14 protein-coding genes are annotated in these 15,602 nt (G+C 69.3%); 1 reads left to right on the top strand and 13 read right to left on the bottom strand.

Going from position 1 to position 15,602, the window contains the following annotated elements:
* Positions 1-29: 29 nt before the first annotated feature.
* The 13 genes from ACSP50_RS04470 to ACSP50_RS04415 all read right to left on the bottom strand — a co-directional run bounded on the left by ACSP50_RS04470 (position 30) and on the right by ACSP50_RS04415 (position 14,603).
* A complete protein-coding gene (locus ACSP50_RS04470) occupies positions 30-3,086 on the bottom strand; it encodes an AfsR/SARP family transcriptional regulator (RefSeq protein WP_014687961.1) in 3,057 nt (1,018 codons plus the stop codon).
* A gap of 546 nt (positions 3,087-3,632) precedes the next feature.
* Positions 3,633-4,916: an ABC transporter permease gene (locus tag ACSP50_RS04465; protein WP_014687960.1), complete on the bottom strand. Its 1,284-nt coding sequence runs from the start codon at positions 4,914-4,916 to the stop codon at positions 3,633-3,635.
* Positions 4,916-5,632, bottom strand: a complete 717-nt coding sequence (locus ACSP50_RS04460) for an ABC transporter ATP-binding protein (protein ID WP_014687959.1) — start codon at positions 5,630-5,632, stop codon at positions 4,916-4,918. The genes ACSP50_RS04465 and ACSP50_RS04460 overlap by 1 nt, the downstream gene beginning before the upstream one ends.
* Positions 5,622-6,551 (bottom strand): efflux RND transporter periplasmic adaptor subunit, encoded by a 930-nt coding sequence (locus ACSP50_RS04455; protein WP_155123437.1) that lies wholly within the window; start codon positions 6,549-6,551, stop codon positions 5,622-5,624. Before ACSP50_RS04455 ends, ACSP50_RS04460 begins: the two co-directional genes overlap by 11 nt.
* A gap of 18 nt (positions 6,552-6,569) precedes the next feature.
* Positions 6,570-7,121, bottom strand: a complete 552-nt coding sequence (locus ACSP50_RS04450) for a hypothetical protein (RefSeq protein WP_014687957.1) — start codon at positions 7,119-7,121, stop codon at positions 6,570-6,572.
* Between the two features lie 107 nt (positions 7,122-7,228).
* Positions 7,229-7,627: a hypothetical protein gene (locus tag ACSP50_RS04445; RefSeq protein ID WP_014687956.1), complete on the bottom strand. Its 399-nt coding sequence runs from the start codon at positions 7,625-7,627 to the stop codon at positions 7,229-7,231.
* A 300-nt stretch (positions 7,628-7,927) separates the two neighbouring features.
* Positions 7,928-9,709, bottom strand: coding sequence for a bifunctional diguanylate cyclase/phosphodiesterase (locus tag ACSP50_RS04440; RefSeq protein ID WP_014687955.1), 1,782 nt, complete (start codon positions 9,707-9,709; stop codon positions 7,928-7,930).
* Between the two features lie 208 nt (positions 9,710-9,917).
* On the bottom strand, positions 9,918-10,736 hold the full coding sequence (locus ACSP50_RS04435) for an SAM-dependent methyltransferase (RefSeq protein WP_043513502.1): 819 nt from the start codon (positions 10,734-10,736) through the stop codon (positions 9,918-9,920).
* A gap of 372 nt (positions 10,737-11,108) precedes the next feature.
* A complete protein-coding gene (locus tag ACSP50_RS04430) occupies positions 11,109-11,780 on the bottom strand; it encodes a hypothetical protein (protein ID WP_014687953.1) in 672 nt (223 codons plus the stop codon).
* Between the two features lie 138 nt (positions 11,781-11,918).
* Complete coding sequence (locus tag ACSP50_RS04425) at positions 11,919-12,551, bottom strand: hypothetical protein (RefSeq protein WP_155123436.1); 633 nt, start codon at positions 12,549-12,551, stop codon at positions 11,919-11,921.
* Positions 12,500-12,967 (bottom strand): hypothetical protein, encoded by a 468-nt coding sequence (locus ACSP50_RS41515; RefSeq protein WP_155123435.1) that lies wholly within the window; start codon positions 12,965-12,967, stop codon positions 12,500-12,502. Before ACSP50_RS41515 ends, ACSP50_RS04425 begins: the two co-directional genes overlap by 52 nt.
* 32 nt (positions 12,968-12,999) lie before the next feature.
* Positions 13,000-13,434, bottom strand: coding sequence for a hypothetical protein (locus ACSP50_RS04420; protein WP_014687951.1), 435 nt, complete (start codon positions 13,432-13,434; stop codon positions 13,000-13,002).
* Between the two features lie 32 nt (positions 13,435-13,466).
* The gene (locus ACSP50_RS04415) at positions 13,467-14,603 is read right to left on the bottom strand and encodes a Tripartite motif-containing protein 71 (RefSeq protein WP_014687950.1); all 1,137 of its coding nucleotides are present in this window, start codon (positions 14,601-14,603) and stop codon (positions 13,467-13,469) included.
* Between the two features lie 52 nt (positions 14,604-14,655).
* On the opposite strand from ACSP50_RS04415, the gene ACSP50_RS04410 reads away from it, so the two are divergent.
* A complete protein-coding gene (locus tag ACSP50_RS04410) occupies positions 14,656-15,246 on the top strand; it encodes a YbaB/EbfC family nucleoid-associated protein (protein WP_155123434.1) in 591 nt (196 codons plus the stop codon).
* The last annotated feature ends 356 nt before the right edge of the window (positions 15,247-15,602 follow it).

Below are 15,602 nucleotides of genomic sequence, written 5' to 3'. Positions count from 1 at the left end.
GATACCTTCCCTTTCTCTCTGCTCTGTTGTCAGGCCACGCGACACTGATTTTTCGTTCGTTGCAGCATCGCCAGAACACGTTCCTCGAAAAGCGGGGCATGGATCTCCCGGAACATCACCAGCGCCCGTTCCAGGTGGGTGGTCGCCGCGTCCGGCAGGTCGGCGGCCAGCGACAGCTCGCCCATGCAGAACTCGACCCGCGCCTCGATCAACCTCTCGCCGTTGATGGACGCGAGTTCCCGGGCCCGGGCCAGCGCGGCGCCGGCCTCGGTGAGGTCGCCGGCGCTCAGATACGCCGCACCCAGTCCGAGCGTCGCGTACGCCTCGCCGATCGGATCACCCAGCCCGTGTGCCGCGGTCAGTGCCTCGCCGAACACGGTCACCGCCGACTCCGGCTCGCCGGCCTGAAGGTGGGCCTGGCCCAGCCGGTGCAGCACCTGCGCCTCGATGCGCCGGCCGCCGACCCGGCGGCTGAGTTCCAGCGACTGCTCCAGCATCGCCTTGGCGTCGCCGGCGTTGCCGCGCTCCATCTCGATCTGCGCCATGCTGTGCAGCACATAGGCCAGCGCGGCCGGATTGCCGCCGCGGCGAACCACGGGCAGCACCTGCTCGTACCGGCGGGCCGCCTCGTCCAGGTTGCCGTCCATCCGCTCCAGGTAGGCCAGGTGCCGGTTGACCATGGCGTGGCCGCTCTCCTCGCCGAGCACCTCGAACATCTCCAGAGCGTCTTCCAGCCGACGACGCCCTTCGGCGAACCGCCGCTCCGCGATGGTGAGTGCACCCATCGAGTAGAGGACCATGCCGTGGCCCAGCCGGTCACCGGCCCGGCGCACCGCGGCGAGTGCGATCTCGTGAGTGGTCCGCCAGTCGTTGAGGTAGACCCGCGTCTCGAACAGGGTGACCGCGGTGACCGCCAGATCCCAGCAGTACTCGACCGCTCCGACCTCGGCGGCCTGACGCACCGCGGCCACGATGGACTGCCGCTCCCGCTCGAACCAGCCGAGCGGATCGCTCAGCATCCGGTCCACCGACCGCTGTGGGATCCGCCAGCGCGGCGCCGCGCTGTGCACCTCCTTGTTGCCCTCGCCGTAGAACTTCCGGTGCGCCTCCTCGGACAGGAACAGCAGACCGCCGAACACCCGTTGCAGCGCGGCGTTGCGATCGGCCAGCGGTTCCTCGGCGGCCAGCCGCTCCCGGGCGAAGACCCGGATCAGGTCGTGGAACCGGTACTGCCGGTGCGGGCCGGGCTCGGTGCTGTCGATCTCCACCAGCTGGGCGTCGACCAGGTCGTCCAGCAGGTCGTAGGCGTCCGGCAGCGCCTCGTCGAGCAGCGCCGCGCAGACCCAGGCCGAGAAGGCCGGGCTGTCCACGACGGCGAGCAGGCGGAACAGTCGCCGGGCGGCGTCGCTGATGTTGTCGTAGGTCAGCGAGATGCTGACCCGCACCCCCATCGCGCCGTGGTTGAGCTCGTCGAGCCGGCGCGACTCGTTCTCCAGCCGGTCGGCGAGCTGCTCGACCGACCAGTGCGGGCGCGCCGACAGCCGGGCGCCGGCGATCCGCAGCGCGAGCGGCAGCCGCCCGCACAGCTCGGTGAGGGCGGCGACCGCGTCGGTCTCGGCCAGGACCCGGTCGTCCCCGGCGATCCGGGACAACAGCGCGACGCAGTGCGACGGGTCGAGCACGTCGATGTCGACGTGCACCGCGCCGGGCAGGGCGCCGAGCCGGCTGCGGGTGGTGATCAGCACCGCGGTGCGCGGATTGCCCGGCAGCAGTGGCAGCACCTGCGCCTCCGAGCCGGCGTTGTCCAGCACCACCAGCATCCGCCGGTCGGAGAGCAGCCCCCGATACATCTCGGCGCGCTCCTCCAGCCCGTCCGGGATGGACGCGCCGGGCACCCCGAGGGTGCGCAGGAACCGCTCCAGGATCTGCATCGGGCTGACCCGGTCCGACGACCGCCCGTGCAGGTCGGCGAAGAGCTGCCCGTCCGGATAGCGCGGTGCCAGCCGGTGCGAGACGTGGATGCCGAGCGCGGTCTTGCCGATCCCCGGCTTGCCGGCCACCACGATGATCGGCACGGCCAGCTGCGCCGGATCTCCGGCGGCCGCCGTCAGGTGCGCCTGGATGGCCTCGATCTGCTCGGTGCGTCCGGTGAAGTCGGCGATGTCGGTGGGCAGCATGCTCGGCACCGGCTGGCCCCCGCGAGCCGCCGGGGCCGGGTCGGCGACCGCCCGCGCCGCTTCCGGTTCCAGCACGAGCAGATCCGGCGGCGGCACCTCCGGCTCCACCACCGGCAGGAGCGAGAGCGGGACCGCGGCGGTCGTCGCCTCGGGCGCGCTCAGGTCGGCGTCGGAGGCCAGGATCGAGCGTTCCAGCTGCTGCAGCCACTCGCTGGGCTCCAGGCCCAGCTCGTCGATCAGCGTGCGCCGGGCCGCCCGGTAGGCGTCCAGCGCCTCGGCCTGCCGGCCGGAGCGGTAGAGCGCCAGCATCAGCTGCCCGCGCAGCCGTTCCCGCAGCGGGTAGGTGCCGACCAGGCCGACCAGCTCGGCGATCACCTCGCGGTGGCGGCCCAGCTCCAGGTCGTACTCGATGCAGTCCTCGGTGACGGTGAGCCGGCGTTCGGCGAGCCGGTCGGCGACCATCCGCAGCGGCTCGCTGTCGAGCCCCTCCAGGGCCGGTCCGCGCCAGAGGGCGAGCGCCTCGCGGTAGCGAGCGGTCGACTCCTCCTTGCGTCCGGCGTTGCCCGCCGCCCGCGCCTGCATGACCAGGCTCTCGTATCGTTGGAGATCCACGTCGATCTCGGTGGGCGCCAGCACGTAACCCTGGTTGCGGGTGACGATCGCCTTGGGATGGCCGTGCTGGCCGAAAAGCCTCCGCAGCGCGGAGACGCAGATCTGTACTTGAACGCGGGCGCTGGACGGGAGGCTCTCGCCGTAGACCGCTCGCATCAGGCGGTCGATCGAGATCACCGAGCCGGCTTCGAGCACCAGGCTGGCCAGGACGATCTGTTGACGATTACCGCCGACATCGATGCGCTGACCGTCGATGAGCGCGTCCAGCGGTCCCAATACCCGGAATTCCACGGTCACGTGGCATCTACCGCCGGGTGTGCCGAAAACAGCGCGGCTGTACTCCGCTTTCTCGCCGCCGCCTATCGATTTCCGGTCTGTCCCTCGGGCCGATGTCAGGCCGCCGGTGACGTTGTGTTCGCAAGCGTCTGTCCCCCATGTGTCGCCCCGAGCGTACGAACTCTCCTATGTGGTTGCCACCACCCGACGCGAAGGGGGACCAACCACCCAGAAAATATTGTCCGATCTATCGATTGCCTCGGACTCCTCGGTCATGCAGCAGCCGTCTTCCGCACTCCATTTTGCCCTAACTCGGAACTTAGGCCAAAAATGCCCGGTCACGCTTGGTGAGGTAACGCTTAAGGAAAGCCTTATCCACCGGGCGGGTCCGGAACCACGGCGGGATGCCACGGCCGTGCCACGATGCTCCGGCCCGGCACACCGCCGGGACGAAACGACGAAGCTTATCGACGTACGCCGCAATCGGCGAAGCCGGACGGCGCGCAAGCCGGCCGGGAGGGTGACCGCAGCCGCGGACCGCGACCACCGCCCCGGCCCGATCGCGGGTCAGGACGTGCGGACCGCCCGGTACGCGCGGATCGCCGGGGCCAGGCCGGTGAGCAGGCCGATCGCCAGGGTGATCGCGATGGTCTGTGCGTAGATCGCGATCGGCACGCCGAGATGATCGAGGCGGACCTGGGAGATCTGGTTGAACCGGTTCGGATCGAGCCGGCTGGCGGCCGCCCCGGCGAGTACCGCGAGCACGCCGACCACCGCCGCGGTCAGCAGATTCTCCAGCAGCGCCAGCACCCCGACGGCCGGGCGGGACGCGCCGAGCGCCCGCAGCGTGGCGAACTGCGGCGCCCGCACCTCGACGAACGCGGTGGAGACGATGCCGACCGCGAGCGCGCCCAGGACCAGCACGATCACCGAGAACCGCTGCCCCTCCTCACGCTGCTGATCCAACACCGGGCGGAACTGGTCGATGTCGTCGATCCGGCTCTCGACCGCGGTGACGTGACCGCCCACCGCGGTGCGCACCAGGGCCGCCGCGTCGCCGCACCGGATCCGCACGCACCGCCAGTAGACCTGCACGGTCTGCGGGCCGAGGTGCGCCAGATCGATCACGTTCTGGGTGACGAAACCGTCGGCGGCCAGCGACTTGTTCAGCTCGGTGTAGGTGCCGAAGACCGGCACACCGCCGAGCGCGATCCGGGGACGCACCGAAGCGCCCGCCGCGACCTGGGCCGGGGCGTCGCCGGCCGCCTGCTGCCGGGCCTGCTCCGGCCCGGGTGACGCGCCGGCTCCCGGATGGTCGGCGACCGGGGCGTCCAGCAGCAGGGTCACCGCCATCGGGGCGGCCACGCCGAGCCGGCCCGCGGTGTCCCGGTCGAGGAGAACGGCCGGGCCGAGCCGGCGATCGTCGATGACCGTGCGCCACAGGTCGTCGTCGGCCAGCGCCGGGGTCAGCAACTGCCAGTCCCGGGTCACCGACCGCAGGGTGACCGGCACCAGTGCGCTCGGGTCGGAGGTGGCCGACGCCCGCACGTAGGCGGTCACGTTCACCGCGGTGGCCGGGCGCAGCCAGGGGTGGCTGCGGGTGATGTCGGCCAGCCGGTCGTTGAGGGTGTGCAGGGCGGCGCCGGTGCGCTCGTCCGGGATGGTCAGGCTGTACGTCTCCGCATAGCCGAAGACCGCGGTCGCGTAGGACTCCACCGCGGTCCGGCTGGCGGTGGCCGCGATCGCGGTGAACAGCTGCACGCTGATCGACACGAACAGGATCGCGCCGAAGATCGCGTTGCGCCGCCAGTTCGACCGGAACTCGCGGACGGCGAGCAGCGGAACCTGCATCAGGGCGCCTCCACCACGTCCGCGGCACCGGGCTCGTGCACCGCACCGCCGGCGATCAGCACCCGCCGGTCGCACCGCTCGGCGACCGCGTCATCGTGGGTGACCACCACCAGCGCGGCGTTCAGATCCCGGACCGCGTCGAGCAGCAGGGTCATCACCGCGTCGGCGGTCTCCGCGTCCAGCGCGCCGGTCGGCTCGTCGGCCAGCACCAGGGCCGGCTGCTTGACCAGCGCACGGGCGATCCCGACCCGCTGCTGCTCGCCGCCGGAGAGCTGGGCGGGACGGGACTGCAGCCGGGCGCCGAGCCCGACCCGGTCCAGCGCCTCGCGCGCCGCCGCCCGGCGGCGCCGGCCGCGCAGACCGGCCAGGATGCCGGCGTACTCGACGTTCTGCGTCGCGGTCAGATTGGGCAGCAGGCGGAAATCCTGGAACACGAAGCCGATCGACCGGGCCCGCAGCCGGGAACAGCGACGGTCACCGGCCCGGCGCACATCGGTGCCCAGCACCCGGTGCTCCCCGGTGTCGAACGGGATGAACAGGCCGAGGGCGCGCAGCAGTGTCGTCTTGCCGGAACCGGACCGGCCACGGATCGCGACCGCCTCACCCGCCATGATCGTCAGGTGGACGTCGCGCAGGACCTGGAGCCGGTCGCCGGTGGGCAGCTGCAGCGTCTTCCCCGCGCCGCGCGCCTCGACGACCGGTCGGCTATCGGTCAAAGTTCGAATCCAGCGGGTAGACGAGCACGTCGGCGTCCGGATCCAGACCGCTCACCTGCACATAGGCGTCGTCCGCCGCACCGATGACGACGTCGACCGTCCGGGTGTGCCCGGCCTGGTCCAGCACCACCACCTCGCCCTGCTCGGCGCGCCCACGCACCGCCGACAGGGGCAGCGTGTCCACGTCCTTCAGCGCGTTGGTGACGAAGACGACCACCGCGTGCAGCCCGGCGAAGAGGTCCACATGCGACGGCGCGGAGACGAACACGTTGACCGTACCGCTGCTCTGGTCGAAGGTCCGCCGCTCGAACCGGACGGTCAGCCCGGACGGGCCGCCGACGATCTGCGCCTTGCCCGACGACGGCGGGTGGGCGAAATTGAACAGCACCGACTTGTCCTCGACCGGCAGCCGGATGTGGAATCCGGGCGGACGGATGTTGGCGATCACCGCACCGGGGGCGACGTTCTGCTCGCCGACGTCGGACAGCTGGCCCGCGGCCGGGGCCCGCACCGCGGTGTACCGATAGGCGCAGTGGGTGGCCGCGGTGCCACCCGCGGACGCGGAGGCCGACGGCGCCGGATTCACGGTGCCGGCGTTCTGCTCGTCGGGACATTGACGCACCGCACCGAGCCGGAAACCCCGCGGCACCGTACGCCCGTTCCGGACCCCGGCGGCCGGAATGAACCGGCCGTCCACCGCCGCCTTGACCGGAACCGCGTCATACGGCTCGACCAGGCCCTCCAGACGCACCGTCTGATAGATCTCCCGTTTCTCCACCCGGACCGTCGCCGGTGCGGCGGTGGCCGACGCGACCACCAGGTCACCCGCCCCCGCCCCGCTACCGGGGCCGGCGTCGCCGGTGGTGGTGCAGGCCGCGAGCAGCACGGTGGCACCCGCGAACACGGCCGCACGCGCCACCACCCGACTCCGGAGCATCTATGCGAAGCCCTTCTGGCAGTCGTTCGCGTCGATGAACTGGCGGGCGGTGGAGATCTCGCCGAGCTTCGCGTCCGACACGATCTTGTCGATCAACCCCTTCAGATCGCTGTTCCCGAGGCCGCTGAGCGCGGACTCGTCGGCACTGACCGGCTTGTTGGCCTTCGTGTCGTCGACCAGCTGCATGGTCCACGCGCAGGCGTTCCAGATGGTCACCATGTTGGTGGCGTCGGAAGCCTGATACTGGGTGTCGGCCGCGCCGGCGGCCATGAAACCCCACAGCTTGTCGGTGGTCATCTTCCGCTTCGGCGGCCAGCTGACCTTCGCGTACGCCTGCTGCAGGGTGGGCATGAAGTCGTCCTTCTTGGTGCCGGTCGCCGCGCCGGCCGGCTTCTTCGCCGCGTCGGCCGGGTTGTTGACCCCGGGCTTGCCACCCTGGCCCGGAGCCGACCCGGACTGGTCGGTGGACTTGTCACCGGAGCCGGACGAGCAGCCGGCGGCGAGCAGGCCGAGAAGAAGCACGGAAGCCAGCAACCGTGAACGGGACGCCATGAATCGTTCCTCCAATGTGGCACACGAGAGATGATCGGGGAGCCGGAGGCCCCATCGCCGGACAACGATGCGACGGAGCCTCCGAACCTATACGACGTCGCCAAGGATCAGGCGAAGTTGTAGTCCCAGTAGGTGACGCCCCGGAAGGCGCCCGTGCTGGTGAAGCCACGGAACTGCAGGTGCAGGCAGGTGGTGGCCTTGAAGTCGGTGCCGAGCACACGGTACCCGTCGGTACCGATGTTGTAGTTGATGCTTCCGTGCACGCTCGAATCCGAGCACTTGACCCAGCGCATGTCGATCGCCGGGCCGGAGGTGACATCGAAGGCGATGTCGTCGCCGGCGTGGTCCTGGGTGTAGGTGGTGCTGCCGGTCGTGAAGTTCGTGATGCTGGTCGTCGTCCCACCGGTGTTGTAGGACGAGGCGAGAGCCGGAGCCGCGGTGATTCCCAGCAGGGTCGCGATGGCCACGACAGCCACCACGGCCAGTCCGGCAGTGCGTTTGATCATGAATCCTCTCCCCGTTAGCAGGAACTGCCGCATCGCTTGCGGCAGGGCCAACCGATCGATCGATCGGAACGGACTCTAGGCAGAGGGTTCTATCGATGTCCGCCCGGTACTCGTGAATACGCTGCGATCGGCGCCGAAAACGCGATCCGGTTCGGACACGGAGCTGACAGGAATCCGATTCATTCACGTGTATCAAAAGGTTGGGGCGCCATTCCCGGGCGGCCGGTCCGGTCAAACGCGATCCGGCGCCCAGCGTCCCACCATGTGGGCGACCTGGTCGCGCGACACGTTGTCGCGGCGCTACTCTGACGGAGGTTCCATCCGGCGGCTGAACGGATCGACATGTCGTGGATCAACGGGCTTGGCGTAAAGAAATCCTTGGCCGAGGTCGCACCCCAGGTCCCGGAGCCGGGCGTGCTGCGTCTCGGCCTCGATGCCCTCGGCGATGACGGTGAGACCGAGGCTGTGACACAGCCGGACGGTGTGCTTCACGATCGCCGCCGCGGCCGCGTCGCCGGGGTCCGCCAGATCGGCGACGAGCTCGGCCGCCAGCTTCACCGTCGTCACCGGCAGCCGCGCCAGCGACCGCAGGCTCGCATAACCGGTGCCGTAATCGTCGAGCGCCAGCCGGACACCGAGGGCCGCCAGGTCGTCGAGCTGCCGCCCGCACCGGTCGACGACCGCGCTCTCGGTGATCTCCAGCTGCAGGCACCCGGCCGGCATCCTCGTCCGATAGAGCACATCCGCGACCCCGGCGACGAGGCCCGGGTCGGCGAGCTGCGCGGGAGCCAGATTCGCGTTGATCGTCAGGTGGCGGCCCTCCGCGCGCCAGGCCGCGCCCTGCCGGCACGCCTGCTCCAGGATCGACTGGCCCAGCCGCCGGATCAGGCCGGTCTGCTCGGCCAGCGTGATGAAGGCGGCCGGGCTCAGCAGGCCCTCCCGGGGATGCCGCCACCGGGCCAGCGCCTCCACCCCGACGACGCTCCGGTCGGCCAACCGCAGGATCGGCTGGAAATGCGGCTCGAACTCACCGCGGTCCAGGGCGACCGGCATCGCCGCGGCCAGCCGGTTCCGCCGGGAATCCTGTCGCGCCCGGCCCGGCTCGAAGACCATCACCCCGCCCGCGTCATCCCCCCGCGCCCACGCCAACGCCCGGCGCGCGTCGCGCAGCCACTCCTCCGGGTCCGGCCGCGCGGCGATCGGCGCCTCCACGATCCCGGCACTGGCCGTCATCCGGGGCGCATAGCCGTCCACCGACGGCAGCACCACGGTGCGCAGCGCCAGCCCGGCAAGCTTGGCGACCTTCACCATCTGGTGCGCGCCCGTCGTCCCGATCACCAGCAGCGCGAATTCCTCACCACCGAGGTGCGCCAGCAGATAGCGATCGTCCGCCTCCGGCCGGGCGGCCTGGTCCCGGGCGGTGGCCGACCACGAGCGGACGAGATCCCGGAGCCGCCAGCTGATCGCCGCCAGCAGATCGTCGCCGTGGGCATGGCCGAGGGCATCGCTGAGATCGGCGAAGTCGTCGACCCGCAACAGGCACACCCCGATCCGGCCGGACCCGTCGGCGGTGACGCGCCGCAGCACGTCCCGGAGGTGGGCCCGGTTCGGCAGCCCGGTGACCGGATCGTGCAGCCGGGCGTGCTGCCACCGGTGATGCAGCACGGACCGGTCGGCCTCCCAGGTCACCCGCATCGACCGGTTGATGTCCTCGGCGATCGCCATCGCGGTGTCCCGCAGCGCCGCGGCGAACCCGTTGTTCACCTGCTCGAGGACCAGGTCCACCCGTACGCCGAGCGCCGCGACGTCCCCGGCGAGAAGCTCCGTCAGCTCGGTTCTGAGCAGCCTGATCGTCGCGCCGATCACCTTCGGGCCGGCCATCCGCAGCTCGACCAGCCGGGCGCCGATCCGCCAGCCGGCCGCCGGGTCGAACGGCTCACCGGCGACCGTCGACTCGAGGCGCCGGAGCAACCGCTGAAGCTCCCGGAGCACCCTCGCCCGTCGGCCGGGCACGAAACCGGCCGCGGCGATCGCGCTCAACCACCGCTGGGCCACCGCATTCCGGGCTGATTCGTCGACCATGACGAAGGTCCTCTCCCACAGCCGAGGGCCGGCCACGCTATGTGACCAACCGACGAACACTGTGCAGGGTGGACGCCCACCGCACCACTCTTGAAGGAGCCCTACCCGCGGGGTATAACCACAAGATCCGTCGAGGATCCGCGCAGGTCACGGCCGTGGCGGCAAAAGCGCGCGGATCGACCGGCCCCCGTTCCACTCCCCCGGGTGACTACCTCCGGCGGGCCACCACGACCAGCGCGGTCGGCTGCGGCGGGATCTGGGCGGCCTGCTCCGGGTCCGGCCGCCACTGGTCGGCGGCGACCACACCGGGCTCCAGCACCTCGAACGACTCGTCCAGCAGGCCCAGCAATTGCTCACGGTCGCGGATCACCAGTGGGGTCGGGGTCTTCTCGTACAGCTTGCGGGCGATCTCCTGCCGCCGCAGGCCGTCCTCGGTCACCTCCGGCCCGGCGTGCGACAGGACCAGGAAACTGCCCGGCATCAGCGCCGCCCCGATCCGGGAGATCAGCGACCGCGGATCCGCCTCGTCCGGGACGAAATGCAGCACCGCCACCATGAGGACCGCAATCGGCCGGGAGAAGTCGAGGAACGAGATCACCTGGTCGTGCCAGACGATCGTGTCGGGATCGCACAGGTCGCCGCGGATCGCGTGGGCGTTCGGGTTGTCGCGCAGCAGGCTGCGGCTCTGCTCGACCGCGATCGGATCGATGTCGACATACACCACCCGGGCGTCCGGGTCCGCCTCCTGCGCCACCTCGTGCACGTTGCCCAGCGTCGGAATCCCGGAGCCGATGTCCAGGAACTGGGTGACCCCGCGCTCCTCGACCAGCCACCGGACCGCCCGGCCGAGATAGGCCCGATTGGCCTGGGCCACCAGGTGCGCCTCCGGAAACGAATCCTGGACGTGATGCCAGAACTCCCGATCGACCGCGAAGTTGTGCATGCCGCCCAGCGCGTAGTCGTACACCCGGGACGCGTTCGGCACGGTGATGTCCGCGCCCTCCGGCACCCACGTGTTCGGCTCCACCGCCACCCCCGCCGCTCGGTCGTTTCCACATCCTATGTATCTCCGGGGGGTTGAGGGGAAGGGCTCGCATCGATCAATGTCACCCCAATGAGGGACTCTCGCTTTTCTCGATCGACCGGGCGCGATCGGGGGTGTCCGCCCACCCGCGGGGCATCCCACCGGCCTCGGCCTCGGTCGGCCCCAACACCGCACCTGGAGGCCTGGCATCGCTGAACCACCCTGGTCACCGCTGAACCACCCTGGTCATCGCTGAACCACCCTGGTCATCGCTGCCAACGCCTCCCTCGCCACGCGACCATCCCGACCACGAACAGCGCAGACGACCTGATCGCGATCACTGCCAATGAGCTACGCCGCCTGTTCCACGCATGATCATCGACGCGGCTCGTGTTCCATCAACATCATCGCCAATGGGCGACGGCTCTCTTCATCCAAGATGGCGAAAACGATGAACCGACCGCTGTCAACCGACCCAATGTAGACATTCGAGGTGGCATTTTGCAGGACCGCGACGAAATCAGCGTGACCGGACAGGGTCTTGCCGGCCTCCCGAGCTATCTCGCCTCGCACCTGATATGCGTCGGCGACCTCCGACGGGACGACTCGGGTCACTTCAAGGGGATGGCCCTCGAGCCCGTCAAGAATTCCGATCCTCTCGTCGAGCTTGAGTGTGGTGAGATTCTTGAACGCTTCGATGAGGGGAGCGGTCAGCAAGATACGATCCATATCGCTCATCTTTTCGATGTAGTACTGCACACCTTGGACGGGCCCTTCGACGAGGAGTTCGCGTTCCTCGAACTTATCCGGTCCGCGGACACAACGCCTCTGAGCCGCGAGCCGCCTGAACGAAAGGCACCCGAGCTTCGTCAGTGGCGGCGATGCTTGAGTGTCGGCCTGCCAGGTCCGGAACAGTTCGGGCATCGCCGCGACCTGGTCGGCTTCGAGCCCGTAGGCGATGAAGTCCCGATCGTCGAAGCGGTTGATCGCGCCGAGCATCTGCGCGAAGAACTGCCGGTCGAATCCGGGGTCGACGCCAGAATGCACAACTACTTCGCCGAATTTCGGCCACGAGTTACACCGGCATCGGTGCCGGTGAAGCCCCGAATGGGACCAGACGGACCGGGGCGCCCTCCCCCTTACCCCCTCCAGACCGCAACGCCGATCAAGAGTCGGTTCGGTGATTCAGTGCCGCGGCCTGAACATGCCTCCGGTGACCTGGCTCGGGGTGGCATCGGCCAGCGCGGGTACGGCCACCCCGAATGGCCCGGACACATTCGAAGAAAGCGCCTTCAGTCGCTCGGCGGCGAGACCGCGATAGAGGTCCCGAAGCGATTGCACGACGTCTTCCTCGGCTGTGTAGGTGTCGTTGTCCAGCGCGCTCTGCGCGCTCATGATGTTGGCGGCGACCTCGGTGGCGGTGTCCGCGGCCAGGTCGAGCTTGGTCGCCTCCTTGCCGTTCGGCACCAGGCCACCACCGATGGTGCCGGCGACATCGATGACCACGGCGGTCACGAACACGCCGGCGCCAGCGGTCAACGCGCCACCGATGGTGCTGAGCGCACACATCGCGATGGTGCCCCACTTCATCGCATCGGCGCCGGTACAGGCGCTGTTGCTCAGCTGCTGGGTTGCTTTGATGGCGTTGTCCAGCATGTTCAGCACCGACTTGCGGAAGCGGATGTGGATGATCTTCGCGCCCTCGATGGCGTTGCGCGAGTAGCGGATCAGCTCGCGCTGATTCGGGACGACTGCTTCCAGCGGCGTCAGGAACCGGTCGATGAAGTTGCTCTGGAAGGCACCTTCCCAGCCCGCCATCTCGACGCGTACGTCGTTGATCCGCCCGAGTGCGGCCGACGCTCCCGTCCAGGCGCCGTCGTTGTTCGCCCGGCCCTCCAGCATTCCCTCGATCTGGCAAGGGACTCGATGATCGGGTTGAGCGCGTCCGGGTCAGGTTGCAGGAAACGCTCGAACGACGGCACCACCCACTCGTAGTCCTGGGTACGCACCCGGTCACGGTAGCGATCGGCTTCCTCGGGCGAGATCGGGGTAGCGTCCCACTCCCCCGGATGATCATTGGCCCACTTGTCGTTGACCGCCTTCATCCAGGACGTGGCGTCCTCGAGCGTCTGGCGGATCAGCTCCTTCTTGAGCTTGAGCGCCTTCTCTCGTACGGCGTTTTCGTACGCCTGCCCAGCGAGCTCGGCAGGCGTCGCCAGTTCGGTGTCCGCCATCATGTCTCCTTCGTGCCGTTTGCCGGCTCAGATCACGCAGCCGGGTACGGCTTGCCGGGGTCCTCGTCCGAACCGGGCACGGGAGGGTTGGAGGCCGCGTCCGCCCTGTCGACGTTGTCGGGGTCGTTCAGGTAGTCCCGCAACAGGTTCGCGTTTTCGTTGTCGACGTCGATGTAGGCCTGCGTCGCGTTGCGTACACCCTGCGCGGCATCCAGCACAGTGGTGCCCACCTGTTCCATCATCAGCTGCATCTCCGACCGCAGGTCCTCCCATGCGGCGCCGATTCCGCTGATCATGACGCTGGAGCCGGGATACGCAGGGCCATTGACCCGGAACGAATCACCGCCGCCCGTCGATCCGCCGAGCAGGCGGTTCGCGTCGTAGAAAACGTCCGCGATCCGCGGCAGGTGCACCTCCGACACGCGCCACAGGTGGAACAGGTCACCGCCGGTCACTTCGCCAGCCATGTCGCCACTCTCCCCGTTCGATAGAACAGACTTCAGGCTCGCCTGCGGCGAGAGACCAGGAAAAACACTGCTCCGAGCACGAGTACCGCGGCACCGCCGAGCGCCCACGGCCAGACCGGCTTCGGATCGCCGTCAGCGCTGTCACCAGCGGACACGGTGACCGGCATCGAGAAGATCCGGCTGCCCACCGTGTCAACGACATAGAGCGGGCCGGCTGAAGCAGTTCCTGCGGCCAGTCCGATGGGATCCCGCGTACCGAAAGGGTCTGCCGGAAGCCCGGCAACAGTGGCCGCGCTGGCGTCGGTGCCGAGGCGGCGTACGGTTCGCTGCTGGTTGTCGACGAGGTAAACGCCGTCCGTGCCGGCGCTAACCGTGGACGCGTTGAACGGCGACAACGCCGCCCGGTTCTCGTCAGCCCGCCAGCCACCGCCGGCGGTGTCGATGATCGTCGCCAGCTTCCCATCGTGCAGCCGACTCAGCACCGAGCTCGCGCTGGTTATCCAGAGGTCTCCCGCCGCGTCGGCGGCGAGACCGGTCGGCAGGTTGACCGGCGTCGACAGCGGCCGGCTGCCAGCACCGGGCGCGATCTCGACGACGCGATTGTTCTCCCGATCCGCAAGGTACAGGGTGCCGCTGGGCGCAACTGCGATCGCGTTGATCGTGGCGATCGACCCACCGAGCACGTCCGCGTCGACCCGGACCGTGATGGACCCGTCAGCTGCCAAGGCATACACCCGGGAAGCCGCGCTGTCGGCGATGAAGACGGTGCCGTCGGAGCCGGCCGCGACGGCGTTCGGTGAGCTGAGGGCGATACCTGTGCCCTTCGTACCAGCCGGCACCGAAGCTGGCACGGTCTGCCGGCCGTTTCCGGCGACCGTCCGGATGATGCCGTCCTTGCCGACAACCCGAACCCGACGGTTGAGGGTGTCGGCTATGTACACACTGCCGTCGGCCGCCACGGCGGCCCCCAACGGCCGATTCAGCTTCGCCTCGGCAGCCGGCCCCCCATCACCGCTGAACCCGGGCGCCCCCGCGCCCGCTACGAGGGTCGGCGTGGCTCCGTCGGGTTGCGCCAAGGCCGGCGCGGGCATCGCAGCCGCCGACATGGCCAGAACCGCGAGGGCGGCGACAGATTTCCTCGTCACGTCGGAGGTGTACCACAGCGGCATACTGTAGGTTCACCTGCGCCGATCGGGACGTGATGCTCAAACTACGGAAACGGTGGCAGCAGTGTGGTACGGCGACGTTGATCTGGGCGAGCAGTTACGCACGATGACGGTGACCGCCACCTCGCCGGACGGCGCCATCCGGGCCACGGTCACCGGCGAGAACCGGCTGGAGTTGCGCTTCCAACCGCGGACCTACCAGTGGTACGACGACCACGGCCTGGCCCGCGAACTCACCGCGCTCGGCACCACGACGTGGGTCGCCTGGACCCGCCAGCGCGCGGAGGTCACCCGGCTGTCCCTTGGACAGAGCAGGGGCGAAGCTGAGCAGAGTCAACGGCGAGACGGCGACCCGCGACACGACCGCTTCATCGAAGCCCTGCGCCGCCTCGAATGCGACGGGGTCTCCCGTGACCGGTCGATACACTTACGACTCGCCGGCGCTACTCGCTGGCAGGTGGAGATCGCCGACGGCACCGCTCGCAACACACCCGAGCGGACGTTCGTGGAGCAGGCGGTGTCGGCTGTTGACTCGGTGATCCAGGACCGATCGATGAAGATGGCACTTCTCCGAGCCGAGCACTTCGACATCGGCGTCCCGAGCAGCTGGCTCGATCGGGTGCGATCACTTCGCTTCCGATACTGAACCCCGTTTCTGCACGCCGTTCGTGGATCAAATATCCACAGCGTGACCCGCCGGCGCAGGCGTTCCGTCAGCTCATGGGCAACCGTGAACGCGTGGGAAAACCTCGACCGACTCGGCGTGGAGGCCTGGCGGCATTCGCCTGCCGGTTCCCGACGACCACTCTGGCGGCGCTTCCGCGTTGAAGCTGATCAAGCGATCCATCGAGCCGGGCCGCGGTGCCACAAGACCGTCACCCACGGCGTCACATACGGTGCGCCGCGCCGCGCCGTCGGGTGCCGCTGTACCGACACCCGACGGATCATGCCACTGATTGCTGACGCAGGCCACGACGGCGCTGGCCCGCGGAAACGCAGGTC

Source organism: Actinoplanes sp. SE50/110 (assembly GCF_900119315.1).
Taxonomy (GTDB): domain Bacteria; phylum Actinomycetota; class Actinomycetes; order Mycobacteriales; family Micromonosporaceae; genus Actinoplanes.
The sequence above is the reverse complement of the archived record's forward strand: the minus strand, read 5'-3'. Positions and strand labels throughout refer to the sequence as shown.